The sequence below is a fragment of the Rhodoglobus sp. G.S.23 genome (assembly GCF_056675935.1).
This window is the reverse complement of the sequence record NZ_CM155237.1, coordinates 235,358-260,735: the sequence shown is the minus strand read 5'-3', so window position 1 is coordinate 260,735 and position 25,378 is coordinate 235,358. Positions and strand designations below refer to the sequence as shown.

20 protein-coding genes are annotated in these 25,378 nt (G+C 60.9%); 15 read left to right on the top strand and 5 right to left on the bottom strand.

Annotated features, from left to right (window positions below):
* Positions 1-63 precede the first annotated feature (63 nt).
* Both AC1ENN_RS01295 and AC1ENN_RS01290 read right to left on the bottom strand, forming a co-directional pair.
* A complete protein-coding gene (locus tag AC1ENN_RS01295) occupies positions 64-1,065 on the bottom strand; it encodes an ABC transporter permease (RefSeq protein ID WP_480406463.1) in 1,002 nt (333 codons plus the stop codon).
* The gene (locus AC1ENN_RS01290) at positions 1,062-2,636 is read right to left on the bottom strand and encodes a sugar ABC transporter ATP-binding protein (protein WP_480406462.1); all 1,575 of its coding nucleotides are present in this window, start codon (positions 2,634-2,636) and stop codon (positions 1,062-1,064) included. Before AC1ENN_RS01290 ends, AC1ENN_RS01295 begins: the two co-directional genes overlap by 4 nt.
* Before the next feature lie 157 nt (positions 2,637-2,793).
* Here AC1ENN_RS01290 and AC1ENN_RS01285 point away from each other — a divergent pair, with 157 nt between their 5' ends.
* The 5 genes from AC1ENN_RS01285 (at position 2,794) to AC1ENN_RS01265 (ending at position 7,298) form a co-directional block, all read left to right on the top strand.
* Positions 2,794-3,807 carry a zinc-binding dehydrogenase gene (locus tag AC1ENN_RS01285; RefSeq protein WP_480406461.1) on the top strand — a complete coding sequence of 338 codons (1,014 nt, stop codon included), beginning with the start codon at positions 2,794-2,796 and terminating at the stop codon, positions 3,805-3,807.
* Positions 3,804-4,724, top strand: a complete 921-nt coding sequence (locus AC1ENN_RS01280) for a ketopantoate reductase family protein (protein ID WP_480406460.1) — start codon at positions 3,804-3,806, stop codon at positions 4,722-4,724. Before AC1ENN_RS01285 ends, AC1ENN_RS01280 begins: the two co-directional genes overlap by 4 nt.
* Positions 4,721-5,500, top strand: a complete 780-nt coding sequence (locus tag AC1ENN_RS01275; protein ID WP_480406459.1) for an MBL fold metallo-hydrolase — start codon at positions 4,721-4,723, stop codon at positions 5,498-5,500. Before AC1ENN_RS01280 ends, AC1ENN_RS01275 begins: the two co-directional genes overlap by 4 nt.
* Entirely contained in the window at positions 5,497-6,324 is an 828-nt protein-coding gene (locus AC1ENN_RS01270; protein WP_480406458.1) for a fumarylacetoacetate hydrolase family protein, read from the top strand. The genes AC1ENN_RS01275 and AC1ENN_RS01270 overlap by 4 nt, the downstream gene beginning before the upstream one ends.
* Before the next feature lie 194 nt (positions 6,325-6,518).
* Entirely contained in the window at positions 6,519-7,298 is a 780-nt protein-coding gene (locus tag AC1ENN_RS01265) for an SDR family NAD(P)-dependent oxidoreductase (RefSeq protein WP_480406457.1), read from the top strand.
* Here AC1ENN_RS01265 and AC1ENN_RS01260 read toward each other — a convergent pair.
* The 3 genes from AC1ENN_RS01260 to AC1ENN_RS01250 all read right to left on the bottom strand — a co-directional run bounded on the left by AC1ENN_RS01260 (position 7,282) and on the right by AC1ENN_RS01250 (position 14,625).
* Positions 7,282-7,452 carry a hypothetical protein gene (locus tag AC1ENN_RS01260; protein WP_480406456.1) on the bottom strand — a complete coding sequence of 57 codons (171 nt, stop codon included), beginning with the start codon at positions 7,450-7,452 and terminating at the stop codon, positions 7,282-7,284. The genes AC1ENN_RS01265 and AC1ENN_RS01260 overlap by 17 nt on opposite strands.
* A 334-nt stretch (positions 7,453-7,786) precedes the next feature.
* Entirely contained in the window at positions 7,787-13,924 is a 6,138-nt protein-coding gene (locus tag AC1ENN_RS01255; protein ID WP_480406455.1) for a P-loop domain-containing protein, read from the bottom strand.
* 170 nt (positions 13,925-14,094) lie between these two features.
* A complete protein-coding gene (locus AC1ENN_RS01250) occupies positions 14,095-14,625 on the bottom strand; it encodes a helix-turn-helix domain-containing protein (protein ID WP_480406454.1) in 531 nt (176 codons plus the stop codon).
* A 458-nt stretch (positions 14,626-15,083) separates the two neighbouring features.
* Between AC1ENN_RS01250 and AC1ENN_RS01245 the strand changes: the two genes are divergently transcribed.
* From AC1ENN_RS01245 to AC1ENN_RS01200, 10 genes are read left to right on the top strand one after another with little or no spacing between them, the layout of a single operon-like run.
* Positions 15,084-15,869, top strand: a complete 786-nt coding sequence (locus AC1ENN_RS01245) for a hypothetical protein (protein WP_480406453.1) — start codon at positions 15,084-15,086, stop codon at positions 15,867-15,869.
* Entirely contained in the window at positions 15,869-16,474 is a 606-nt protein-coding gene (locus AC1ENN_RS01240) for a M23 family metallopeptidase (protein ID WP_480406452.1), read from the top strand. Before AC1ENN_RS01245 ends, AC1ENN_RS01240 begins: the two co-directional genes overlap by 1 nt.
* A 28-nt stretch (positions 16,475-16,502) precedes the next feature.
* On the top strand, positions 16,503-16,817 hold the full coding sequence (locus AC1ENN_RS01235; protein WP_480406451.1) for a hypothetical protein: 315 nt from the start codon (positions 16,503-16,505) through the stop codon (positions 16,815-16,817).
* A gap of 6 nt (positions 16,818-16,823) precedes the next feature.
* Positions 16,824-18,239: a TrbL/VirB6 family protein gene (locus tag AC1ENN_RS01230; protein WP_480406450.1), complete on the top strand. Its 1,416-nt coding sequence runs from the start codon at positions 16,824-16,826 to the stop codon at positions 18,237-18,239.
* Positions 18,239-19,735, top strand: coding sequence for an SCO6880 family protein (locus tag AC1ENN_RS01225; RefSeq protein WP_480406449.1), 1,497 nt, complete (start codon positions 18,239-18,241; stop codon positions 19,733-19,735). Before AC1ENN_RS01230 ends, AC1ENN_RS01225 begins: the two co-directional genes overlap by 1 nt.
* Positions 19,735-21,363: a hypothetical protein gene (locus AC1ENN_RS01220; RefSeq protein WP_480406448.1), complete on the top strand. Its 1,629-nt coding sequence runs from the start codon at positions 19,735-19,737 to the stop codon at positions 21,361-21,363. The genes AC1ENN_RS01225 and AC1ENN_RS01220 overlap by 1 nt, the downstream gene beginning before the upstream one ends.
* Complete coding sequence (locus tag AC1ENN_RS01215) at positions 21,360-22,676, top strand: AAA family ATPase (RefSeq protein WP_480406447.1); 1,317 nt, start codon at positions 21,360-21,362, stop codon at positions 22,674-22,676. The genes AC1ENN_RS01220 and AC1ENN_RS01215 overlap by 4 nt, the downstream gene beginning before the upstream one ends.
* Positions 22,673-24,508 carry a type IV secretory system conjugative DNA transfer family protein gene (locus AC1ENN_RS01210; protein WP_480406446.1) on the top strand — a complete coding sequence of 612 codons (1,836 nt, stop codon included), beginning with the start codon at positions 22,673-22,675 and terminating at the stop codon, positions 24,506-24,508. The genes AC1ENN_RS01215 and AC1ENN_RS01210 overlap by 4 nt, the downstream gene beginning before the upstream one ends.
* The gene (locus AC1ENN_RS01205; protein ID WP_480406445.1) at positions 24,508-24,903 is read left to right on the top strand and encodes a hypothetical protein; all 396 of its coding nucleotides are present in this window, start codon (positions 24,508-24,510) and stop codon (positions 24,901-24,903) included. The genes AC1ENN_RS01210 and AC1ENN_RS01205 overlap by 1 nt, the downstream gene beginning before the upstream one ends.
* The gene (locus AC1ENN_RS01200; protein WP_480406444.1) at positions 24,900-25,349 is read left to right on the top strand and encodes a hypothetical protein; all 450 of its coding nucleotides are present in this window, start codon (positions 24,900-24,902) and stop codon (positions 25,347-25,349) included. Before AC1ENN_RS01205 ends, AC1ENN_RS01200 begins: the two co-directional genes overlap by 4 nt.
* Positions 25,350-25,378: the final 29 nt, after the last annotated feature.

Genomic DNA, 25,378 nt, shown 5'->3' with positions numbered 1-25,378 from the left:
ATTTTCGGTGCGGGCTGCACCAGATATGACAGGTGTTACTGTTCCGCGCCTGCTTCGGATGGATCAGGCGGTGGACCTCTTCCAGCGATCGAGTGATACTGCGAGAAGCAGCACGACCCCGACGACGATGTTCTGCCAGAACGCATCGACGCGCAGGATGATGAGCGCGTTGTTGACCAGGGCGATAAACAGCACACCGAGTACTCCGCCAAGGATGGAGCCTTCGCCGCCCTTCAGGCTTGCGCCGCCCAGTACCGCGGCGGTGATGACCTGGAGCTCGATGCCGACTCCCGCGCTGACAACGGCGGCGTTCAGTCGCGCTGCGCTGAGCACGCCGGCGAGGCCCGCCAGCGTTCCCATCAAGATGAACGCGATCATCAGTAGTCGATCGGGCTTCATTCCGGACAGCCGGGCAGCGCGTGGGTTGCTTCCGACGAAGTAGTACTGCCTGAAGAAGCGGGTGCGGGATACCAGCACCCCACCCACGATCGCGACGATGATCATGATCCAGAAGGGCGACTGCAACCCGAGGATGTTAGTCTGACCGATCTTCGCGAACTCGGGGTCGATGTATCCTACGCCGGTGCCAGAGAAGATCTGAGTGACGCCGCGGAGGATCCCGGCCATTGCCAAAGTCGCGATCAGTGCGCTGATACGGATGCGCGTGACAATGAATCCGTTGAGCACCCCCGACAACGCACCCACGACGAGTCCGCCGAGAACGGCAACCAGCGGCGGGAGTCCGAGCTGCGTGATCACGAGTGCACTTGTGACACCGCTGAGCGCGAGGATCGAGCCGATCGAGAGGTCGAAACTGCCGCCGATCATGAGCAGCATCATCCCGACCACCAGGATTCCGCTTTGCGCCGCGTTGAGAAGCACCGCTCGCCCGTTCTCTGTCGTCGGGAACGAGTACGGGAACATGTAGGTCATGTAGGCGAACAAGGCGACGATGAGCACGACCAGCAGGATCGGTCGGTTGTTCACTAGCAGCACGGCGAAGCGCAGCATGGGATTGCGGCGGGGGGCGACTACGGTTGCGGCGTCATCCTTGACGGTGGTCATGCGAATATCTCCTTGTTGTCGTGCGGATGGGTGGACGCTGCCAACTCGAGTACCGCGAGCTCGGTCGCGTCTGCACCCCTAAGCGTGCCTACGGTTCGGCCCTCGGCCATGACGATGATGCGATCGCTGAGGCTCAGTACCTCGGTGAGGTCGCTCGAGACGACGAGCACTGCCGTGCCGTTCGCGGCGAGCTCCCGGATGACCGTGTAGATCTCGGTGCGCGCACCGACATCAACACCGCGGGTCGGTTCGTCGATAATGAGAACCCCCGGATTCCTGGCAATCCACTTGGCGAGCAGCACCTTTTGCTGGTTGCCGCCAGACAGCGCATCCACGGGCTGGTGGACGTTCGGCGTGCGCACGCTCAGCCGCTCGACGAACCGCGAAGCGAGCTTCGCGGTCTTCGAGTCCGAGATAAAGCCCCTCGTGGAGACCTCATCGAGATTGGTCGCTGCGATATTGGCCGCGATGCTCATCTCCAGAAACAGCCCAGCATCCTTGCGGTCTTCGGGAATCATCCCGATACCATGTGCCATCGCCTGGGCGGGCGAGGAAATTCTGGCGGGCACGCCGTCGACCTCGATGGTTCCCGAGAACCTCGGGTTGAGTCCGAACACGGCCTCGCACAGTTCGGTGCGGCCCGCGCCGATCAGCCCGGCGAGACACACGATCTCACCGGCGTGCACCTCGATGTCCGCATCCAGCACCCGCGGTGGCGCCGAAGCGTCCCTCACGGCGAGGCGCACAGCTCCGACCGTGTGGCCCTCCGGGCGCTGGACGCGACTGAACGACAACTCGCGTCCCACCATGAGGGTCATCAGCTGACTCTCGGTGAGTTCGTCCGTCGGCTGGTCAGCTGTAGCCGAACCATCCCGCATCACGAGGATCGAATCGGCTAGCGCGAAGACCTCCGCCAACCGGTGAGAGATGTAGAGCACCGAGACGCCCTCGTCGCGGAGCTTACGCACGATCCCGAAGAGCTGCTCACTCTCGGTGACGGTGAGCGCTGCTGTTGGCTCATCGAGGATCAGTAGGCGAAGGTGTTGCGACAATGCCTTGGCGATCTCGACCATCTGCTGCTCCGCCGGGCTGATTGACCCTACGAGAGCGCTCGGTGAAGTGCTCATGTTCAGGCGCTCGAGCAGCGCCTTCGACAGGCGACTCATACGGCGCCCATCGATGAGTCCGAAACGCGCCGGCTGGCGGCCGGCGAAGATATTCTCGGCCACCGTCAGGTGGGGAACAAGGCTTCGCTCCTGGTGCACCATGGCTATGCCGAGCGCTGCCGCCTGGCCTTCGTCGATAGATGCAATTGAGAGGCCGTCGAACAGCACGGTTCCGGAGTCGGGGTTCTCGACACCCGCTACGATCTTCATCATCGTGGACTTGCCCGCGCCGTTCTCGCCCACGATCGCCTTGATCTCGCCGGGGAGTACGGCCATGGACACGTTGCTGAGTGCGTGCACCGCACCGAAGGTCTTCACGACGTCTGTCATGACAAGGCGCGGGGTGATGGCCTCGCCATTGGAGCCGCTCGGATCTTCGCCCAGGGTGCCCTGTTGGGTTTCCATCAAACCTCCAAAATTTGTCTAACCGGTTGACCAGTTAGAGGCGATCGTAGCAGAGCCACGGCAATCGTCAAGGAGATTGGGGCAATCCGCGTGATTTTTTGTCAAACCGGTTGACCACTTCCGTAAAGTTCCGTATTGTTGAAGGATGCGAAAAGCCGTGACACTCACCCCTCGATCCATGCGCATCGAACATGTTGAATCACCGACCATGGATCCGGGCCAAGCCCGAGTGGGCGTCGCAATCGTTGGTCTGTGCGGAAGCGATTACGCACTATTCACGGGCGAGCACCCCTACGCGCGGTATCCGCAAACACAAGGCCATGAGTTCAGCGGGGAGATCCTCGAACTAGGCGCCGACTATGAGGGCGAGCTGAAGGTCGGCGACACCGTTGCCGTTGAGCCGGTCATCCCGTGCAGTGAGTGTTTCGCCTGCCGTCGCGGTCACTACAACGCCTGTGCGTCGCTGAAGGTGATGGGCGCCCATGCGCCCGGAGCGCTCGCTGATGAGGTGGTCGTGCGCAGCAGCGCCCTCTACGGCGTTGGCGATTTAGATGCCGAACTCGCAGCCATCGTAGAGCCGGTATCGATCGGGCTGCAGGCCGTGGTGCGGGGACAGATCGCCGAGGACGACACGGTTCTCGTGCTCGGTGCCGGACCGATCGGGCTCGCCGCGACCCTCGCTGCAGCCGACCTCGGAGCGCGCGTGATGGTAGCCGACCGCATCTCTTCCCGACTCGAGGCGGCGCGGATTATGGGTGCCGCGGAGGTCGTCGACACGTCAGGAGAGGACCTCACTGCGCTGGTCGCGGACTTCACCGGCGGCGATGGCATCGGCGTCGTAATCGACGCGACCGGTGTTCCCGCGCTCATCCGCCTGGCTTTCGAGTTGGTCGCCCACTCAGGTTCGATCGTGATCGTCGGCATCTCCGACCGCGAGGTGTCGATCCCGGTGATCGAGTTCTCCCGCAAGGAGGTCACGGTCTACGGATCCCGCAACAATACAGGGCTCTTTCCCCGCGCCGTCGAGCTGGTCAGAAGACACCAAGACCAACTCCGAACGTGGATCACCCACCGCATCTCACTCGATGAGGTCCCCGACATGATCGATTTCGCCATTGCACACCCCGAGAGCGTCGAAAAGATGCTCGTACAAATGAAGGAGAAAAGATGAAGCTCGCAGTCGTAGGCGCAGGAGCCATGGGCGGTGCGCTGGCCGCAGAGGCAACTCTTGCCGGCAATGAGGTGTTCATCGTGGACGTGTCCGCGGAGCTGGTCGACAAGGTGCTAGCCGATGGTCTCGAGGTGCGCTCCGGTGACACCTCCGTGATTAGTCGCCCACACGCGACCACGGACGCCTCGAGCGTCGGGATCGCCGACTTGATCGTGCTCTTCGTGAAGGCGCAGCACACCAGGAGCGCAGCGGAGGCGGTCAAGCTCATGCGTGGCGACAGCACCGTGGTTCTCTCGCTCCAGAATGGCTGGGGTAACGCCGACGTGCTCGCCGAGGTGCTCGGATCCGAGCGACTCGTCTTCGGCGTGACGTACCACAGTTGCAGCGTCATGGCCCTGGGCGTGGTGAGCCACTCGGGCCGTGGCGGCACCTTCGTCGGCAGCTATGACGGGCGCGACGACTCCTCCGCACAATTTGCCGCGGCACTGCTCGACTCGAGCGGGTGGTCGACCACGGTCACCCCGACAGTTCGCACCGAGATTTGGAAGAAGCTCATCCTAAATGCCGCGACACTGCCCACCGCAGCGCTGACTGGCCTGCCCGCTGGCCCGCTCGGCGCGAGCGAGGCTATGTGGCCGGTCGTCGAGCGGATCGCCCGCGAGAGCGCCGCGGTCGCGGTCGCGATGGGAATGGATATAGACCCCGAGGAGCGCGTCCAACAAATCCGGGCGACCCTCACCGGTGCCGGCAACGGACGCGCATCGATGCTGCAGGATGCCGACGCCCACCGCAAGACCGAGATCGAGGTCATCAATGCCGCCGTGGTGCGCGCGGGTGTCTCGACCTCAACTCCGACGCCCCTCAACGAGGTCATGGTCTCCTTGATCTCCGGACTTGAAAGTAGCTGGATCCGATGACCACGACAATCACCTATCACGGCATCTCCACGTATGAGGTCAGCGGGCCTAACGGTCGGGTGCTCTTCGACCCCTACTTCGACGGCAATCCCGCCGCAGTGATCTCCTCGGATGAGCTCGAGGCGCCCGACGTGATCGTCGCGTCCCACGCGGCGATCGACCACATGGGCGATGCCGCTCGCGTCGCGATCCGCACCGGCGCCACGGTGGTGTGCGGGACGGACACGGCAGCGCTGCTGCGTGAGGCCGGAGTGCCCGACAGCCAGCTACGACTCACCACTTGGGGCATCCGTGTGCAGTTCGGAGATCTGATCATTCGGCCCGTGCCATGCGCGCACTGGTCGCAGGCCAAGCTCGCGGATGGGCAGGTCATCAGCGGCGTGCCCATGGCTTTCGTCGTGGAGTTCGAGCCCGACGTGCGCGTGTACCACTTCGGCGACAGCGCGATTACGGCCGAGATGGCCCTGATCGGCACGCTGCACAAGCCGACTGTAGGCCTTCTCGGCTGCTCGCAACCATGGTCACTTGTGGCCCCCGGCGGGGGCACCGTGGTTACCGGCGAAATGAGCGCTCCCGAGGCGGCTTATGCCGCCGAGCTACTGGGCGTGAAGTACGCCGTAGCGACTCACTACGAAGAAGTGTCCGACCCGCACGTTCAGGAGTTCCTGCGTGAGGTCCCGCTCCACGACTCAAGCGGCTCCCGCGTGCCGCTCGCGCTCGTGGCCGGCCAGCAGCTCATCATTGATGGCGACCAGTATGAGGTACGGGAACGATGAGACTCGCGACCATCTTTGTCGACGATGCCACCAGCGCGGCGACGATCGACGACAGTGGCACGGCATTCTTGTTGCCCTACCCGACCGCTGCCGAGGCAATCGCGGCCGACGTCGAGGGCCTGCTCGCCTCCCCGACTGGCCAGTCGATCGAGGACGAGTATACTTTGCTCGCTCCGCTGCTGCGCCCGGGCAAGATCTTCGGGAGCGGTATCAACTACGTCAGCCATCGCGCCGAGAACCCGAAGGCCGTGATGCCCGTCGAGCCGGGATTCTTCTCGAAGTTCCCCAGCTCGGTTACCGGACCCGAAACCGAGGTGGTGCTCCCCGCACCCGAGTCCGAGGTCGACTATGAGGTGGAACTGGCAATCGTGATCGGCAAGCCCGGGAAGAATATCTCTCGCGACGACGCCTTCGCGCATGTTTTCGGCTACACACTCATCAACGACATCAGCGGTCGCGACGTGCAGTTTCGCGCGAACCAGATGGATCTGGGAAAGGGGTTCGACACCTTCTGCCCAATGGGCCCGTGGATCGTCTCCGCCGCCGACATCACCGACGTAAACGCTATGCAGATACGCAGCTGGGTCAACGGCGAGCTGCGACAGGACTCGAGCACCAGCGAATGGATCTACGACGTGCCTGCACTTATCGAGCACGCCTCGCGACACCTCACCCTCCAGACTGGTGACGTCATCACGACCGGCACTCCCGCCGGGTGCGGTACGTTCCGCACGCCGCCACTCTGGTTGCGTGACGGGGATGATGTCATGATCGAGGCGACCGGAATAGGACAGCTGCGAAACCGCATCGTCCGAGGCTGGTAGGCGCGGGAGCTGGGATCGCTGGGCGATGACCGGCGGTCCCAGCGCACCACCCACTCATCGGATACAAGAAGATGGCGCGCGTAAAATCGGCCTAGAACGGGAGCATCTCCTCACGCGGTTTGCGGTTTGCTCATCTAGCGCTAAACATCATCCCTGATACGGCCCTGACGTTGGAACTCTTGAAAGGACAATCTGTGAACTCACCCGGAATTTCGCTAAAGATGGAAGATGCTGTCGTGATCGTGACTGGGGCTGGCAGCGGAATTGGCCGTGAAACCGCTCTGTTGCTCGCGGCATCCGGTGCCGTACCGGTACTCGTCGCGCGCCGCTCAAACACCTTGGATGAGGTGGCAGCCCGTATCTCATCAGCTGGAGGTCGCTCGCTGACCATCACAGCGGACGTCTCCGCTGCCGCCAGTCCGCACCACATCATCGCCGAGACGCTTGCCAATTTGGGCCGTATCGATGGGCTCGTTAACAACGCGGCGACTGTGCGTCATCAGCCGCTAGCCGACTGGACGGTGCATGATTTTGATGACCACATCAATACGAACGTGCGCGCTCCGTATTTCCTCATCCAAGCCGCTTTGCCTCAGCTGATGAGGTCGGGAAGGGGAGCCATAGTTAATGTCAGCTCGTCTTCTGGCACGCTTCGGCGAGTCGGTCAGTCCGTGTATGGGATGAGCAAGGCGGCGCTTGATTACCTGACATCCTCGCTTGCAGGTGAACTCGCCTCAAGCGGGGTACGTGTCAACGGTGTAGCCCCTGGCCCGGTCGACACTCCGATCCATGCCACCTGGGCCGACGACCTGGATAAAGCCCACCGATGGCTCGCCGAACAGGTGCCCCTGGGCCGGATCGGCACCGCCGAAGAACTAGCTAGATGGATTGTCTTGCTGCTCAGTCCCGCGGCGTCATTCATTACAGGCGCGGTGCTCCCCGTCGACGGAGGGCAGGTCATTGATCGGGAGTAAGCGCACCCTCACCACGGCGACGATCTACGACAGTGGCATGCATCCCCATGCGATGGAATTCTTTTGTCTGCGAGGACCCGCTCCGATCGAGTACGAGGTCGGCCAATATCACGCCCGGAACGCAGATCGCCTCGATCGTGGCGGCGAGCATCATTAATGCTTCCTGGAGTCAGGATCAGGCTCAGCGGACGACCCCGATCATCAGCAACAAAATAAAGCTTATTGGTCAGACCGCCCCTGTGTGATGTCCTGAGACATCACAATGCGGAAGTCGTCGAAACTTCAGCGAAACGCTGGTGACTGAGGTCGATCATGATGACGCGCGGTGACCTCGATCTCCCGCTCGACCGAAGCAGAGGTCCTTGATTTCATAGAATCTTCCTTCCATCAGGAAGACCGATTGTCAACAACCTCTTTCAGTTTTACAGTCCTGCTAGATCACAATCCTGAGAAACCACAGTCTTGAGACATCACACTGGTCATGGACGTCACTCATCGTCGCCCGGATCGGACACAACGAAAAGTGTCCTAGACAGCGCGGATTGCAAGTCGAATGGCATCGACTTCGCGACCTTGCCCATCCGGTCGGGTCGAATCACGAGGGCTTGGCCCTGGACTCGCGGATAGGTGAGCTCGTAGTCGCTAGCCTCGTACTCCGCGCGCCATACGAGTAGCCGAGCGACCACCTCACCGGTGTCATCGGCCATCGAGAACGCGCGGTCGGTTGGCCGAAGGTCGAGCGCACCCCGGAGAGCTGGGGTTGGCGTCAGGAGAAAGTTGGGAGCTCCTAGACCCGTAGGACTCGACTCGTCATTGCTCATCGCAACGAGAGGGAACGGTTGCGGTGAGAGGGGCTCGTTTCGGCCAGATTCTCGCCACCATCGAAGCATTCCTCTTCCGAGTGGGATGTCACCGCGAGCCGGCTCGCCTACGTAAACACCCGCGATCGTCAGGCTGGTGCTGCCCTTCGAATCTGAACGCCTGCCCTCGTACTCGCGCCGCTCGATGAGACCGACGCAGATCCACCCATCAATCTCGAGCCCGGCAAGATCACCCTCGGACCGAATCGTCTTGCGTGATCCCTGGGCGCCGGCGGCCCATTCCGGGTCGCCGGGCTGAGGTGCGGCAGGCATATCCGGACGGGGGATACGGGTGCCCTCGATGTCCAATGCATTTCGGGCGTCGGGCTCGAGACGGGCGCCGAGCATGGCTTCCCATTCGGCGGGTTTCGCGATTGGGTCGCCCACGACGATACGAGCCACTCGTGCCGCGCCGGCGAGGGTCTGAACCTCACGCTCAACTGCCTCTTCATGGGATAGAACCGCGTCGGGCCAACGGAATCGAGCTCGTGACGCCAGTGACTCAAGTTGCAACGAGACCCGCTTCTTCCAGTTCGAGGCGGCTTCCTCGTTGGAGAGGCGCGCGAGGATTGCGCTCTCCAGCTCGGGCATGAGTCGGGCGGATCTCGCGATCCGGCTGGCGAGGAACTCCTCGAGAAGCCCCTCCGCTCCAGGGCCCGGTGGCGGGTCCCATTCCGTGTCTCGCAAGGCTGCAAGAAGCTCGTCGAGGGGTGAACTGACAGGGAGATCTGGAAGATCGTGGACGTGCAGACGTGCGAGGCTCCGGATCGACAACAGCTCGGACCTGGCCAGGTCGAACAAGACACTCTGTAGCTCGTCAGAGACACCCGGAATGGCGAGTGCGGTCGACAGCACAGCGTGTTGGGTCACAGGGTCACTCAGACTCCCGACGAAGTGACCCAGATCGCGGACGATCGAACCAGGTCGAAACTCGAGGAGGTCGCCAATTGCGATAAGCGCACGGCGCTTCCCTTCCCGGCCGGGAGCGCAGACTCGCGCGAGGGCCACTGATGCGACGCAGCGGTCGATCTCTGTTTGTGCAAGCTGGGCAACTGCTGTCGGAACGTACGGGTAATCCGAGGTATCCGATGCAGGGAACCGCGGCGTGCGTCGGTCCACCACGTCGCACGCCGCGGTCCAACACCTAATAGCAGCATCAGCCGGGCCTCCGGCCCAAGGAAGGGCGCCAGTTCCCGCCGCATGGATCAACGCCTGCGACGGTCCCGACGAGTCCGATGTGATCGTAATGCGGGCCACCTCGCGACCGAGCACCTGCCGAGCGACGGCTTCATCGACGCTGAATGCTCGCGCGAGATATTCGAGGTTCGCATCCGCGCCGAACGCCCCCCAGCCGCCACGTTGACGCATTCGGGTCCACGCGAGCACCCCCGCAGTCGCCGCGAGCACAGTTCGACCGAGCCGGTGGAACCCATCGCTCAGCGAGGTCAAGAGGATCGGGCGCTCGCCGTACGGCAGAGCGTCGGCGAGTTCGAACAGCGCCTGTTCGGCGTCACCGACTCGCCCAATCTCATCGAGTTCAACGAGTCGATATCCGATCACGTTCTGATATTGATCGGGTCCGAGCCCGCTGCCTTCGGAATCCCGCCGCAGTTGTCGGATCGTGTGGATGGCCTCGTACACGCCAGGCAGACCGGGCGCGAAGGTTTCTCCACTTGACCAGTCGACTATCAGGGGCGCACTGGATCGGGTCGACGACACTCCCCAGCGGTCGCTCTCTTTCGGAGCAACTCGTTCCGGCCGGATTTTGTAAGCACGGGGGAGGGATGTCGTTTCGATGGCCTCGTTCGCCCGAGCGAGAAGCGCCTCCGTTGCGTCAAGGATCTCTTGGCCGTTGGTATACGTCGAGCTTGTCGCACGCTCGTCGAAGCGTGACATCACCGCGCGGAGGAGGTATTCGCCTCCTACCTCGCCAAGGAGGCCAGCCTCTAGGTACCTCGCGAGGTCGGGTGGGTCGGTGTCGGTGAGGGCGACCTCCACTGCAACGCGGACGGCGGCCGAGATGCGCGGGTCCGCGCTCCTGCGGTGAAAGGCCCAGACTTCCTCAACTGCGGCTTGAAGTGCCCAATGCGATGAGTTGACATGGTCGGCGAGTTCGGGCAACGCCATGTCGATCAACCATGTGGGATCCGCACGCGCTACCTCCTTCCACCAGCCGGAGTGCACTCTGCTCGTTCCGCGCCCGTCGGTGTGATGCTCCACGGCGAGCGTGATCGGCTGAAGCCGCTGAAGCGCTTGCCGTACGGCGGGTCGATCAAGTTCGATCAGATCCTCGAGGGGTTCCGTAAGTTCGTAGATTGTGGCGTCTTTGTGTGACCCATATGCGGTGAGGTGAGAGATTCCCAAGCGCCAATGTTCCGCTGCCTTCTCGGTCGCGCCGTCCTGCAGTTCGAGCCGCGCGAGACGAAGGTGGTAGCCGGCGATTTCTGGATACATCACGTCGGCCCCCGCGTCGGCGATCTGGGAATGGAGGTGGATCCGGAGAGTCCCGCGCGCCTTCTCGGGTGAAACGTTCTCGGCGATGCTCGCGAGGACGTCCGCGAGAAGCGGCCCACCCGCGAAACCCATCGCGGTCGTCGTCGTGGCGTGACTTACCCGACCGAGGATCTCGAGCGCTTGTCCCCATTGCTCAGGCGAGACGAGTTTAAGCGCACGCGTGATCGTGCTGCCGATCGTTTCGTGGGCCGAGTAGAGGTCGGTGGCGCGCGGCTTGCCGCGGAAGGGATTGGTTTCCTTCTCAAGAATCCGGAGCGCATCGAGCGCCAGAGCGGCGCCCTGCTTTTTCTCCGCGTTCTCCGCTCTGACCAGCTCGATCAAAAACTCGAGCCAGCACCGGTACCACCCTTCACCTTGCACGAGAGCTTCTGCGGATGCGAGGCCGACCGGGTCGAGAAGCACCGCATATGCGCAGAGGTCAAGCCAATCTTCGAGCAACTCCGGTCGAGACGATGACGGGCCGACTATGACTTTTCTCGTGCTGTCGAGAAGCCGCTCTCGGAGTTTTGAGACCGCCGGCCACACCTCAGCCGGGTCGAGGCCGAGCCCCAGTGCGCGATGCGCCGAGCCAGCGACCCCGCGTCGTTCGTTTCGGATTTGCTCAAGCGCCACGTCGCGGTAGAAAGGTACGCGCTCAGCGAGGTCGAGCAGGAAAAGTCCGCCGTTGCTGGAGTGCTTCGCGAGCAACGGGACGTATTCGAGCCCGACGACGTCGCCAATTAGGTCAACCACCTCCGGGATGTGGGTCCCGGCACGGTCGACGTACTTGGCGATTCGCTTCCACTTGAGGTCGCGAGGAGACAGCCCAGTCGGCACGAGGCGAAGGCGCCCCCGAAGCACGGCTAGCGCGACCTCCTGATCGTCGGCGCTCCCCCGGTGCACGTTGCCGCCTTTTCGTTCGCGCTCGTAGGCGGCGAGGCACTCCGCCCAGGGCGCCACCGCACCAGCGGCGTCAAGCGCAGCGCACCTCAGCACAGCCTGCCTACCGGTCACGACCAAGCGATCGCCATCACTGAGCCGATCTGCGATCTGCTGAGGCTCGACGAAGCTCGCCTGCACGTCAGTGAAATCGACGAGCGTCTCGAAGCGATCGAAATCGAAAGTGTGAGCGGCGCCTGCCATCTGGATCAGACGAACCAACCCGGGCCAGTCCGAAAGGATGGCCGCGGACTCCGAGGCGCGTGCGAGGTTCGCGCTGATCCCTCGAACAGGAAACGCGTTCGCAATAGCCGTATCGACGAAGTCGTCGCCGATGAGAGCCACCAGTTCGGCGTGCCGCCCCTGCTCAGCCAAGGTCGGGAGAAGCCATCGGAACGCACGTTGATCCTCGAAGAGTCCCCGCCTGACTAGCCAGTCGCTGATCGTCTTTAAAAGTGCTTGAACCTCGTCCGGATGCTCTGCGAGGCTCTCTCGGACGAAACGGCCGAACGACTCGTGATAGAACCGGATCCCTGAGCCGACCTGCTCCCGGAGCACCGGCGAGAGGACACGAAGCGAGGCCTCCACGCGGGACGGGCTCCGCAACTGATCCAGTTCCTCCCGCGTCATCGCGAAGTTCGCGACCGCGAGTTCCTCGGCGACCACCCATCCCTCAGCATCCAGCTCGGCGTAGAGGTATTGATAGTAGCTCTTCAAGGTGCCGTCGAACGGCGGCAGAGCGGAGATCAGCTCGGCACGTGCCGGATACCGGTCCAGGTCGCGGCGGGACGATTCGAAACATAGGTATGTCGCATATAGAGCGTTGCCGCCCGATCGGTCGACCAGCACATCGAGAAAGTGCCGACGCGAGTCGACTGCTTCAGTCGTGTCTCCGAGGAGGCGGTCACTCAGTTCCCCGAGCTCATCACGAGTCATCCCTGGCAGGTCCGCCCGGCTCGATCCGGCGAACGGGGCGAGATGATCCCCGGGTTGACTGAGGATCACGAGTACGACGTTGGCCGGCAGGTCCAACAGGGCAAGGGCCTCACACACGACGAGCGACGGATTAGTGGATCGGTGAGCGCGCACAACTCGAGAGATATGGTCGAGGCCGTCAACAATGAGCGCAACCCTACGTTTGCCGCCCCGTGTCGCGGCACGGATGGACTGCTGCAGAGTGCTGCGATCAGCGGTAAAACGCGGAAGGTTGTCGACCACCAACTTCCCGTCGGCGTCGGCCAAACGAGCCATCAGGCTCCCGAAGATCGCGTCCAACAGCACTCTGTCGTCGCGCTCGTGGTCCGCTTCTCCCAGAAAGCAATAGTGTTCAGCGACAAGCCAGCCCTCGGTCTTGAGGCGAGACGTGACCTGTTCGCTGACCCACGATTTTCCCTGCCCAGGAGGTCCCGCGAGGACGAAGGCACCCCCGGCCTCGCTCTGAGCATCAATCCTGGCGACGAGGTCCGTGACGAGTGCATGGCGGCTAACCTCATGTTCCGTGACTACGGGCGTAGCGGCGTTCACCGCGCCGAAGTCTGTACGCAGCCGAGTACGCCGGATGAGGGTTTCGGGAGTCGTGCTGTCGAGCCCTGTGCGCGCCGACTGTGCGGCGAGAATCAGCCGAGCAGCGAAATCGATGGGCGCCAGATCGGCGTTCGGGAACGAGCCGGCCCCGACCTCATTGCGCACGCGGTGCAGCAAGAGCTCCTCTGCGTTTCCGGGCGCGAGCAGATCACCACTGAATCTGGGAGCTGACCCCTCAATGATTAACCGCTCGCATACCCAACGGAGCTCGTCCTGCGTGATCTTCTCGAGGTTCGATAGTGCAGCCGCAAGAGACCCGCCCGTTTGCCCCCGGGACCGCAGTTCCCAGAGCTGGGACGGGTCGAAGCGCCGGGCGACCGTTCCCAGACCGGTCAGCGGCGCGGCACCGCCGAAGGATGTGGGGTGAAGAAGATTGGCCAACTCCCCTGAGCCGGGGAGGTGCGCTGTGAACATGAGGCGGTACTTCGTGGCGTCCGCTTCCCTGGGGAAAGCAGCACGATCGCCGAGCAGCGCAGAGATCAGGAGGTCCAGTCGTACGCCGCGAGCATTCCCTCCGAACAATGAAGGATGGAGAACGGCATCCGGATCGCCAGAGTGCTTGAGTTGCAATCGCTGACGACCGACCGTAGTTGAGATGGTCAGATCGTCGAACAGGTCGCCCGAAAAGAGCTTGCGATCGATGATCGTCTCGGTAGTCTGCTGCAGGAGCGTATCCACGAGAGCCATTGCGGATATCAAGTCTTGGTATTGATAGCCGCGATGGGCAGGGGCAAGGCTGTTGGCTTTCACCTCGGACCATCACCCCTTCGTCCCGCTTAATCCAGCTCCGAGACTCAGCCAGGTTGGGATCGGCGCGAGCCACACCTGCAAGAGTACTAGCGTCCTATTGAACCGAGCGGAGCCCCGACTACATTGTCGGCTATTAGGGGCAACGGTTGCCTCTGCGCCGCAGGTAGCCGTCAACCGTCTCGTAAGTCGCCTTTTTCCCTTCGCCTCACACCAGGTTTTACACCGTCACTAACCCAGCTTTCGTCAGCCAGGCCGCTTCGGAACTCGGGGTGCTGGTTGCTGCTGTTCTCAAGAAGGACGATGAAGCTGCTCTTGTGGAGCAACCATTTTCTGCCCACTCGCCAGCCTGTCGGGTCGAGGCTCCCTGCTGACAGCCAGCGGTACACCGTCTGTTGGGTCTTTCCGAGCAGAGCCTTGAGATCTTCAATCGTGAGCTCTTCGGGATACCCCTCAAGGAACTTGGTGGGTGAGTGGACTTGGAGTGGCTCCGATCCGTTATCGGCCCAGGCTTGAATCTCTTCCCTATAAATGATCCAAGCGTCCGCGATGCGGTGCGCCGGGATCTTGCCGCTATTGAGCAGCCGCCACACTGTGACGGTGGACACTCGAGTGATCTCGGCGACCTCAGTGACGCTCAGGACTTGGGGAAACCGCAACCAATACTTCTCTTCAGGCATCGCGAGACTCAACAGGCTGGGCACAACGAGAGATTACATTATCAATAGGAGCAATGCATTGCTTACTGAAGCAAAAAGATACTGACACCGACACGGCCAACCGTTTCTTCACAGACAAATAGGAGCTACGTAGTCCCTGCATTATGCCGCGACTACGCACTCAGCCGGGAAAAAGCGCTGCGGGCGCCGAAACTCGTCGCCAGGCCCACCCTAACGGCGAGGCCTCCCTGAGCGAACTTAACGTACCCCTCCTTGGCGTCTCGTGGTGAAGTAATTAGTTGTCATTTAAGGTTAAACATGTTCAAATGCAGTATTGTCACTATCAACGCACTTGGGCATTGTTTATTGGTGCAGCTCGCAGCGACGTGCACAACTTAAGTGGAACTAAGCGTCTACCCCCCAGAGTAGGGTGATACGGACGTTATGCGAAGAAAACTCGGGCAAAGGCTCGGATTTCCAACCACTTAGAGGAGAGATTGCTGATGACGAAAGTACGCACGGAGGAACAACTGCGAGTCCGGCGATGGATCGCTTTGATCGCGGTTGCACTTGTCGGACTCGTCGTAATCATCGGCATCGTCTGGTCACTAGCAATCGCAGCCAGCGATTCGAGATCGCCGCAACCTTCAGAATCTGTTCCAAGCGAGGAGGAAAGCCTGCCGGCCGATTCAACCGGTACCCCGCAGGATCCCCAGACAGATGTGGTCGATCCAACTGTCGCAGAAATCGGGCTCGTTGCTCAGCCCATCACGTCAGATCTCGAACTCTACGCAACCGAGGCAGCCAAAGCGGTTGTCACGGTGGATGCCACGAAAGTCGATCGTAAAGGCTTCATGGACTACATCGCTGCATGGGTCGGATACGACCAGCGCTATGGCACTGATCCTGCAGAGCTCGAACGGATCCGCGAGGTTCGACTCGATGAGATCTACAGCAATGTGATCGGAGACACCGCGCGTTGGGATTCACTTGCACGCGATGCGAGCGTCTTAGTGGCGAAGCCCACGGGGACGGTAAAGGTCGACTATGACCATGTATCGATCCAAGCTGGGTCCCTGGATGAATCGATAGCTGGTGGCCTCCACACAGTGACCGTCGACCTAACAGTGGAAACTACTGCGGAACAAAGCGGGAATCCGATCGAAGTAACCTATCCGCTGAGCGTCACCATGCAAATCCAGTGCGATGGCTCCTTCCCAGTTCCTCCCACTCCGCAGAAGAGCGGTGACTGCACCGTCATCCGGTATTTCAGCGAGGTATACAACTAATGGCAGCTCCCGTGGTCGTAAAAGTCATTCAAACCGTGGGGCTAAAGCCCCTTCTGAAACTGCTCGGCTTCGGAGCAGCTGCGGTGGTAGGTGCACTACTGCTCTCACTCCCTCTATTCATCGGAGTCGTGAGCGCGATGCCCACCCCGACACCGACAACGGGCGCCGATAGCGGGCCGCTGATCGTGGGCGATTGGGGTGCTCCGAAAAGTGGTTACCACGAAACTGCAGCTTTCGGATACCCCGATCGTTCTGGCTGCGCAGTGTGCTCGACGTTCCATAAAGGAATCGACTTATCGGCCGGCTGCGGCAGCCCCATTTACGCTGCAGGCCCCGGGACGGTAACCGCTGCCGGGTGGAATTCAGGAGGATACGGAAACTGGGTCACTATCGACCACGGCGGCGGGTACACCACCATTTATGGCCATATGCCCAACGGTGGCGTTTTGGCGACCGAGGGCCAAACAGTGTCCGCCGGCGATCAGATTGGCATAGAGGGCTCAACGGGGCTCTCTAGCGGTTGCCATCTGCACTTCCAGCTCAACATCAACGGGAATCCCGTTGATCCAAGACCTTTCATGCTGCAAAACGGCATCTCGCTCTGACCATTACTCGCTCACAGAAGGAATACAAATGATCCACTCCGCAATGGAACTCATCGCCAGTCTCCCGGCTGATGTCGATGTCCCTCAAATCGATCCGGATTTCAACGCACCCTTCATGGTCGGCATTCAAGTCATCGTCTCCTACATTCTGGGCGCCGGGCTGGTCATCATGTTCGGGATATTGATAGTCGCCGTCATTTCGTTAGGAGCCAAGTCGATAGCTCCGGAACGGATGCAAAGTTGGGCCGGAGAGAACGTAGCCATCGTTGCGATCGTCACGATCGTTCTCGGAAGCATCTCGGGAATCTTTGCATGGCTCGTCAACTTCAACTTCGGATTCTAGAACAGCATGAGGATCTCAAAATGGATGATGCTGGAGAGTGTAGGGGCTGTCGCCGTCGGCATAGGTTTTCTCGCCGCAGCGCCGGCCGCCGCGGATCCGATTGAACATACCTATTCCGCGGTTGCTACGGCAGCGCAAGGAGAAGTGACCGGTCAGGCCTGGAGCGCACCCGCAGCTGATGTGGAGTGCATAAGGACTGGGGCGCGTGTCAACTGCACTCCCGCCAGCCTTTCCCAGTCAGTCGAGGAACGCTGCTTCAACGAGGTGCTGCTCGATGGACAAGCTCAAACGGTATGCACTAGCTCAGAGGACAACGTCAAAGCGATCGTTGACAACGGTGGCAAAGAGCTGAAGATCGATTTCAAGTGCGCTTTGCTTGACGCTCCTTGTACCGTCAGCCAAACCGTTGCCAGTGCCGCAGCACTGACAGTCGGTTCCGGGTTGAGCTGGGCCATTAGTCAAACGAGTTTCAACTCAGATTCGCGGCTCTGGGACGCATCAGTTTCCGAATGGGCTTGGTGGCAAGGCGCGATCATCCTGATTATCCTCGGCGCCGGCATTGTGGCTCTCGTAATGGCAGCCGTTAGCGGCGACCGCGCAAACCTGGTAGCAACGGTGGCGCGGTTTGCACTGTCGTTGCCTTTATCTGCTGCATCTCTCTGGGTCATTGGGACGCTGCTGGACATTGTCGATCTCATGACTGAACCACTCATCAACCGCACGGGGGGAGACGGTGGACTAGAGAAATTCATGGAGAACCTGATCTTCGGAGGCGGCGGCGGCAATGCGTTTGCCGCGACCGTGACGTTGGCGCTTCTAGCCATCGGGACCACCGTCCTTGTCGCCGTTTTCTCCTTCCGCAATTTCGCTCTAGCAGCGTTGATATCTATGGGCCCAGTGGCATGGATGCTTTTCCCAACTTCCTTCGGGACCCAATGGGTAGTGCGTTATTTCTCTGCAGTGATGGCGCTGATCTTAACGACGCCGTCGACGCTGGGATTGCTATCCCTAGTGATTACTGGTGTTGGGGAAATCGACACTCTCTGGAGCATCCAAGCTCTCCCATTTGGTATAGGACTTTGCATGATTGCCTTCGTTCCGATTGCTGCATTCAGTCTCTTTAGCTTTATCGGCGGCACTGCCGCCGATTCTGTCGGCTCTCGCATGGGGTCAGGCGCATCGCACCAAGCGACCCGGGGTGTGTCAATGGCTCGCGGTGCGGCTAGCCGCGCCAACGCAGCTCGCAGAAAAGCTATGCAGCCCCGCAGCGGCCAGTCTCGGACTTCCTCACCGTCAGCTGCTGCGCCGAAACCAGCCGTCCGCAACGGCAGCGCAACGACAAAAAGAATCACGCCCAGTGCTCCTACATCAAACCCACCTACGCCACGTTCAAGCGAACCGTCACGGAATGGAAGAAGCTAATGTCGAGCAACAGCGACGTTTACAACCGACCAGTGCGACTGAGCCGGAGGTCGACGCAAGGAGTGTTCCTCGGGCTTGACGGCTGGGCATTCACCGCAATCTCAGCAGCGCTAGCGATTGCAGTGATTTCCGCGACCCAATACGGGTTCGCGGGGTTTTTCGTCAGTGCGATCGTTTGGGCACCGCTAGGCATATCGTCATTCATCCCTGTTCAGGGGATGGCCGCTTCTAAATTCGCTGCACTGTGGGTGTCAAAGCAGGTTCGACACGCCACTGGTGGCACGAAAACCCGGTTCCGCCCAGAACGGCCACGAATTGCAGCGACCCTGAACCTTCCCGGCAGGCTGGGAAACATCCAGCTGTGGGATTCAGACGACTTCACCTCGGCCTATAACCCCAGCGATCGAACTGTCTCGATCACGGCCGAACTCGACGTCGACGGCTTTTTGATGATGGACAATGCTGATCGATACGACCTGTCGCAGCAGCTTGCTTCCGTGCTCACCTCATTCACGCAACGTCCCGGCATCAAGCGGGTTTCCCTGCAAGAGCGCACGATGCCGACGACGATCCAGCCGGCACGGCAGTATTTCGAGGACACGTTGGTGCGTCGAGGAACAGACGGTTCAACCGCCGTTGCGCAGAACTACCTCGACGTCATGGACAACGCAGAACGCTTCGCCGTCTCACACCGCAACTACCTCACACTGACCATCGATCTAGTTGCGCTCCAGTCGCAGCTGAAGAGCCTTGGCGGAGGAAAGCAGGCCATCCAGACGCTGGCGAAGCTGGAAGCTGGCAACGTGTCAGCTGCCCTCGCTGCAGCAAACATCAACGTCCGCCGTTGGCTCGATTCGCGCCAGTGGGCAGCTCTGGCTCGCACTGCGCTAGACATTGACTCCGTACCAATGATCCAAGACCGCTCTGACGAACAGTCTGGGGTTTCGGTAGACGCGATCGGGCCTATGGCTTTCGATGAGCCACGTGGAAACAACGGTGTCGTTCGCGCTGACGGTGCATGGCACTCAACTATGTGGATCCACGAGTGGCCACGAAGCATGGCACAGGTGGGATTCATCGAACCCATCGTTTTCGCCCGCGACCCATCTACAGATGACGCAATTAGCCACATCTTCACCCTCGTACTGACCCCGGTTTCAGTGAAAGCGGCCCTCAAGCGCATCCGCACGGAAAAGAAAGTGTGGCGAGGAAATCAACGCTTGAAAGCAAAGCGCAACGACAGTGACTCCGCGGAGGACCGCGCCGACTGGCAAGCGCTGGACGACCAAGAGGAATCCATCGTCCAGGGGCACGGCGAATACCGCTATGGCGGCTACCTCACAGTGAGCGCACCCACAGAGGAACGCCTCGCATCCGGCATCGCCGGAATCCGTAACGCCATGTCCCGCGTCGGCATGGAAGGCCAGATTCTTTACTGCCAGCAAGCAGAAGCAATGCTGATCAATGCAATGCCACTCGGAACGGGATTGAAGTAATGGCAAGGAAAGTATTCAGCGTCACACCGTCGTCACTAACGCGCCGCGAACGTCGCCAGAGAGCGAAAGAGATCGCCGCCTTGGCCTCGCAAGTAGACGAGCCCGGCCAGAGCCAAAGCACACTCAACTTGCCTCCCGCTGCCGTCCCAGGAATGTTCGGGCCGGGAGTTCGCACCGGCGAGTACTGGAACCTGATGCGGTTGCAGCAGCCCCACCACCAAGCCACAAGCCACAACGTGGCCGGCATCTACCCTTTCATCGCCGACCGCGGACTTGGCCATCGCGGCCCCATCCTCGGCGTTGATCTCAACGCTGACTCGTTGTGGCACTTTTCACCTTGGGATCTCTACACCGACACCACCTCTCGAGCGACGCTATCAACGAACATTCTCGTGCTCGGCGCATACCGGTCTGGCAAGTCCGGGGTTCTCAAGATGCTGACCACCCGAAGCATCCCTTTCGGACACCAGGTCGTCGTTCCCTCTGATTCCAAGGGCGAATGGGTTGCCGTGTGCGAAGCAACACCTGGCGGAAAAGTGATCCGTGTTGGTGGACCACACACTGACGCGCGAATCAATCCTCTAGACGGTGGCCCCCGACGTTCAAACGCCAGCGATGACGAGCACCTGCAAATGGTCCACGACCGCCGGCACGGAACCTTGCGAAGCATCATCGAGCTCACGCTCAGCGGGCAGCCGCCGCTAACCCCGATGGAGCACGCTTCCATCAGCTGGGCCCTCGACACTGCGATTGAGGTCACCGGCGACCGGCCGACACTGACAGCGGTGTCCGAGCAGCTGGAAAATCTCGATCCGACTTCTTCCCTCCGGGCAGAGAAGCTATTCAATGAAGGAGAGCGCGCACGGTACGTTCTCAAGCGCTTCATCGATGGGGATCTTCGTGGTCTCTTCGAACACGAGTCGACCGTGAAGTTTGACGATGAAGCTCCAATGGTTGTCGTTGACACCTCCGAGCTCTTCCAACGGGGAAACCTCGTTGCCCAGCTGACCCAGCTCTGCACAAGCGCATGGATCCAAGCAGTCATCTCTGACAGGGCCGCCAAGCGCACCCGCTATCTGATTCGTGAAGAGGGCTGGCGCGATATGTCCTCGGTTGCCGCGCTGCAGACGCTTCAGCAGTGGCTGAAGCTGTCACGCCACTACGGCATCAGCAACGTACTGATCCTGCACAAGTTCTCTGACCTCGATGCCGTCGGCAAAGAAGGCTCAGAAGAACGCGCACTGGCCTACTCAATCGCCGCTGACATCGAGAACAAGTTCATCTTCCGTGTGAACCAGCAAGAAGAAGACAACCTCGTCAAACGACTGAAACTGCCACCGCAGCATGTGCTGATCGCCCGCCGTCTACGATCGGGCACCTTCATCGCATATGTCGGCCTGTACTCGTACCTGGTCGACGCATTCGTCACTTCCACCGAGTGGGAGTACGAACTCTTCAAGACTGACGACGCCATAGAAGGTGCCGCAGACATCGTCGACAATCCCATCGCTGAGCTGGATTTCAGAACGCAGTACCTTGACGACCTCTGGCCACTCGATGAACCCAACCTGGACCAGATCTGGCCCTCGACCGCGCCCGTCCAGGGCCACAAGGAGAAGTCCGCATGAGCACCCTCGAAATGACCGCTGACGTTGCAGCCAACGGCACCGAAGCCACCGTCAGCGTTGCCGGTAAGCCGACCGAAACGGTTCAGTACGCACGCGAGGATCAGCTTCGCACCGGGATCATCCAGAGAGCGTCGGAGATTGCCCGCGAACACGGGACCGACGTTCGCCTGACGTCGAAACAATCCAATGGCGTATTCAGCTTTTTGGTGTCCGGCGACGGTCGCATCAGCCCTGACGACAGCGCTGAGCCACAAGTGCACACCGCACCCGTGGAGCCACTTCGCAGAACTCGGCCGATGGTCGTCGAGCGCGAGATCCAAGCGCCTGCAGCTCCTGAAGCAGAACCGACACAGGAGGCAGTCGATGAGGTGCCGAAGGAGGGACGCCGTTCTTTCCTTGCCGATGACAGCGCGGCTCTGCCGCCGGCGACCGGATGGCGCGGACTCGTTACGCGCACAACCGGTATCAAGATCGCGCCCTCACCTGCCGAACAGGAACGCCTCCTGAATATCCGAGCTGTCAGCCAGCACTGGGCCGGCGGCCGCTCTATTTCCGTTGTCAACGGGAAAGGCGGTGTCGGCAAAACGCTGACGACAGCGATGCTCTCGGCTGTCTTTGCACGTCATGGCGGCTCGGGAGTGATCGCCTGGGATAACAACGACACCCGTGGAACACTCGGTTGGAGAACTGAACGCTCCAGCCACAACGCCACTATCCAAGACCTGGGAGGCGTGACGGAGCAGCTCATGCAGCCCACAGCAACCATCGGAGACTTGGCTCTCTACGTCCATCACCAGAGCGCAGATATGTATGACGTGCTCCGCTCGAACCCGAAGCTTCTGGCCTCTGATCAGCGGCTCACCGCTGCCGAGTTCGATGCTCTGAACGAGGTCATCAAAAAGTATTCGCGGATGGTCATCTTCGATACAGGCAACGATGAGTCCTCCGAGCGTTGGCTGCGGATGATCGACCACAGCAACCAGCTCGTCGTACCCACAAGCCCCTCGGGCGAGGCCGCTGAGTCAGCAGCCTTGCTGCTCGAGGAACTGAGTCAACGAGATGAACGTTCCGCCAAGCTAGTCAAGAACGCTGTCGTCGTCGTCACTGTCGCAGAGCGCTCTACCCCGGCGTCAGAAGTCGCACGCATCGTGTCGGGCTTTGAAAAAGTTGCACCACGCACCGTCGTGATTCCCTTTGACCCAAGTCTGAAGTCCGGCGCTCTGCGCTTCGACAGCTTGAAGCCAGCGACCAAGAACGCATGGATCGCCGCCGGCGCCGCAGTCGCCGCCAGTTTGAACGAGCAGAACGCATGAACACCGCGAAGAACTGGTGGGTGAACCCAGTTCTTGGCCTCGTGGCCGTGATCCTCGTGATCAACTTCGCGTGCCAGGCAGTGACGACTCTCGTCACGAAGATCATCTGTGACAGCAGTGCAGCACCGCAGTCCATGTTCGCAGGTCTCGGGTTCGTCTTTCTCGGTGACACCTCTAGCTATGTAGTCGACGCAGGTTGCTCGTTTCCGGCAACGGCGGCACGTATCGCCGGCATCGCCGTCGTCACCATTTGCGTGCTCGCGGTAATCGCCGGGACCATCATGTGGTTCCGATACCGCCAATCAGATGGCTACTTCATCCAGCAACTACGCGGCCGTGAGGGGTTCGCGAAGGGTAGCGAAATCACCAAGCACCTCTCGGCAAAAGCCGTGCTGAAGCAGGCAAAAACACTCCGCCCCAACCTGCACAAGCCTGCCGCCACGGACGTCGGGTGGAGAGTCGGCCGTTCATCGGGCGTCGACGTATACGTCTCCATCGAGGACTCGGTAGCACTGGAAGGTGCTCCCCGTTCCGGTAAGGGTTATCGCATCCTGATCTCGGCAATCCTCGACTGGGCAGGCCCACTGGTCACGACATCGACCACCAACGACAATTTGGCGGCGACGATGCGGCCTCGCGCTGAGCGGGGCCGTGTAACGGTCTTCGACCCTCAGCAGCTGTCTGGTGTGGGTTCGGCTCTCCGTATTTCGCCGATCACAGGATGCGACGATCCTCTCGTCGCGGATCAGCGTGCACAAGCAATCATTGCCGGAACAGCTCTCGGCTCCAGCCAGTCGAACCAAGAATGGGCCGGCGCAGCCTCGAGCGTTCTTGCACAGCTGCTCCATGCCGCTGCGGTCTCCGGAGGCGGAGTCGAGCAGCTGTATCACTGGGGTTCAAACCCCGGTCTTGCTCGCGGCGCTGTCGATATTCTTCGCAGTGACGGCGCACCAGGGTGGGCTGAAAGCCTCAACGGTGTTCTCGGTGGCGATCCCAAGCTTCTCTCGTCATCGTGGTTCGGAGTTGCGGCAGCCGTTCGGCCTCTGGGTATTCCGAGCCTCAGAGAAGCGCTCTCGCCCAAGCGTGGTGAAAATTTTGACGCCGATGAGTTCCTCTCCGGCGAAAACACTCTCTACTTGATCGGCTCCAGCGGAGGCTCAGGCGCGATGGGAGGCTTCCTCGGCGCCCTCCTAGACGACGTGGTTGAAACCGCACGCCGTAAGGCACTGGCAACCCCCGGCTCACGACTCGACCTACCGTTAGGGCTGATCCTCGATGAGATCGCGAATATGTTCGCCTGGCCAGCGCTGCCACGAGTCATGGCTGACGGTGGCGGCCGCGGAATCTGTACGATGGTCGTTCTGCAGGCACTCTCGCAAGCCGAGACCGCCTGGTCGAAGGCAGAAGCAGACACAATCTGGTCTGCAGCCACGGCAAAGATTCTGCTCGGAGGCGCTTCAGATATGGGGCACCTGCGCGATATTGAAGCCATGCTCGGAACGCGACAGTTGAAGCGTTCCTCCTACAGCTACAACCAGCAGGGAGCCTCGACCAGTAACCAGCTCGAGCGGGTTCCGCTGATGACCGTTGACGAGATCCGTCGCATGCCGCAATCAATGGGACTGCTGGCCTACCGAAACCGACGCGGAGCTCTCCTCGACCTACGCGGATGGACCGACCGGGCAGACAGCAAAAGCATCTCTACTGGAAAGCGCACCACCGAAGCAGAACAGCAACAGCAGTTCCGCACCCAGTTCGCCAAAGCCGAACCGCTCGCGCTTCCCGAGCCCGAGGAAACCCTCGAGCTGGACTACGAGGAAACCCAGAACTGATGTCGAACTCCCGCAGGCCGGCACGCGGCAACAAGTACCGCACAGGCTATTTGCGCTCACGCGCATGGTTCGCCCGCCGTGCCCGCTGGTTCGCTGAAGAAACTGCCGCGGGGAATGAGTTGCGGTGCGCCGCCTGCAGCAGAAATGCGAAAGTTCGCGAGCTTGAACTTCACCACATCGACTACTCCGGAGTTACTGAGACTCCCACCGGCTGGAGAGCAGAGGAAAGCCACAACGACCTCGTGAGCTTGCACCCGGCCCACCACGAGCTGCTGCACCGCCTTCTCGAACGCGACCAAGTACTGCGAGCTATGCGCAGCCGCCGAGTCGCAAGCGCATTCGCCCTACGGGTTCTACGTCGAAAACTGACCATAACAATCACGGAGCAACCATGAGCTACGACGACTTCGACATCGACGACGTCCTCGCCGAAGAAGAAAGCGACCGCGATCCAGACTCCGAAGAGATCGCAGCAATCGCAGTGAACTGGCGAACGCTACCGAACGAAGACGCCCCTGAGAGATGGGAAGAGCTGCGCTCATGGGTCGAGTGGATCAGCCAACGCTACGCAATCGATGAAAACGTCATCCCTGATTGCTGGTGGAAGCACGGCGCCCTCGTAGAAGAACTCTCCGCGCTACACACAGCATGGACGGTCTCATACGACACCACGGATGCCGGCTACGGTCCCATCGGCTTCGTTGAACGCTGGCACAACGCCCAAGCCCGACTTCGGCAGATATCCGGAGGATCCTGCGCTCAAGGTCATCGTGCCGATCGAGTCCGGAATTTTCCGGTCGACGACGAGTGGCGCCGGCGGACTAAAAACAATCATGCGTAGGATGCTCTGGCCCAACCCCAGTAGATCAA

Coding starts and splice junctions, on each gene's coding strand:
- AC1ENN_RS01295 (WP_480406463.1), bottom strand. CDS start 1,065: ATGACCACCGTCAAGGATGACGCCGCAACCGTAGTCGCCCCCCGCCGC.
- AC1ENN_RS01290 (WP_480406462.1), bottom strand. CDS start 2,636: ATGGAAACCCAACAGGGCACCCTGGGCGAAGATCCGAGCGGCTCCAAT.
- AC1ENN_RS01280 (WP_480406460.1), top strand. CDS start 3,804: ATGAAGCTCGCAGTCGTAGGCGCAGGAGCCATGGGCGGTGCGCTGGCC.
- AC1ENN_RS01275 (WP_480406459.1), top strand. CDS start 4,721: ATGACCACGACAATCACCTATCACGGCATCTCCACGTATGAGGTCAGC.
- AC1ENN_RS01270 (WP_480406458.1), top strand. CDS start 5,497: ATGAGACTCGCGACCATCTTTGTCGACGATGCCACCAGCGCGGCGACG.
- AC1ENN_RS01260 (WP_480406456.1), bottom strand. CDS start 7,452: ATGATGCTCGCCGCCACGATCGAGGCGATCTGCGTTCCGGGCGTGATA.
- AC1ENN_RS01245 (WP_480406453.1), top strand. CDS start 15,084: ATGACGAAAGTACGCACGGAGGAACAACTGCGAGTCCGGCGATGGATC.
- AC1ENN_RS01240 (WP_480406452.1), top strand. CDS start 15,869: ATGGCAGCTCCCGTGGTCGTAAAAGTCATTCAAACCGTGGGGCTAAAG.
- AC1ENN_RS01235 (WP_480406451.1), top strand. CDS start 16,503: ATGATCCACTCCGCAATGGAACTCATCGCCAGTCTCCCGGCTGATGTC.
- AC1ENN_RS01230 (WP_480406450.1), top strand. CDS start 16,824: ATGAGGATCTCAAAATGGATGATGCTGGAGAGTGTAGGGGCTGTCGCC.
- AC1ENN_RS01225 (WP_480406449.1), top strand. CDS start 18,239: ATGTCGAGCAACAGCGACGTTTACAACCGACCAGTGCGACTGAGCCGG.
- AC1ENN_RS01220 (WP_480406448.1), top strand. CDS start 19,735: ATGGCAAGGAAAGTATTCAGCGTCACACCGTCGTCACTAACGCGCCGC.
- AC1ENN_RS01215 (WP_480406447.1), top strand. CDS start 21,360: ATGAGCACCCTCGAAATGACCGCTGACGTTGCAGCCAACGGCACCGAA.
- AC1ENN_RS01210 (WP_480406446.1), top strand. CDS start 22,673: ATGAACACCGCGAAGAACTGGTGGGTGAACCCAGTTCTTGGCCTCGTG.
- AC1ENN_RS01205 (WP_480406445.1), top strand. CDS start 24,508: ATGTCGAACTCCCGCAGGCCGGCACGCGGCAACAAGTACCGCACAGGC.
- AC1ENN_RS01200 (WP_480406444.1), top strand. CDS start 24,900: ATGAGCTACGACGACTTCGACATCGACGACGTCCTCGCCGAAGAAGAA.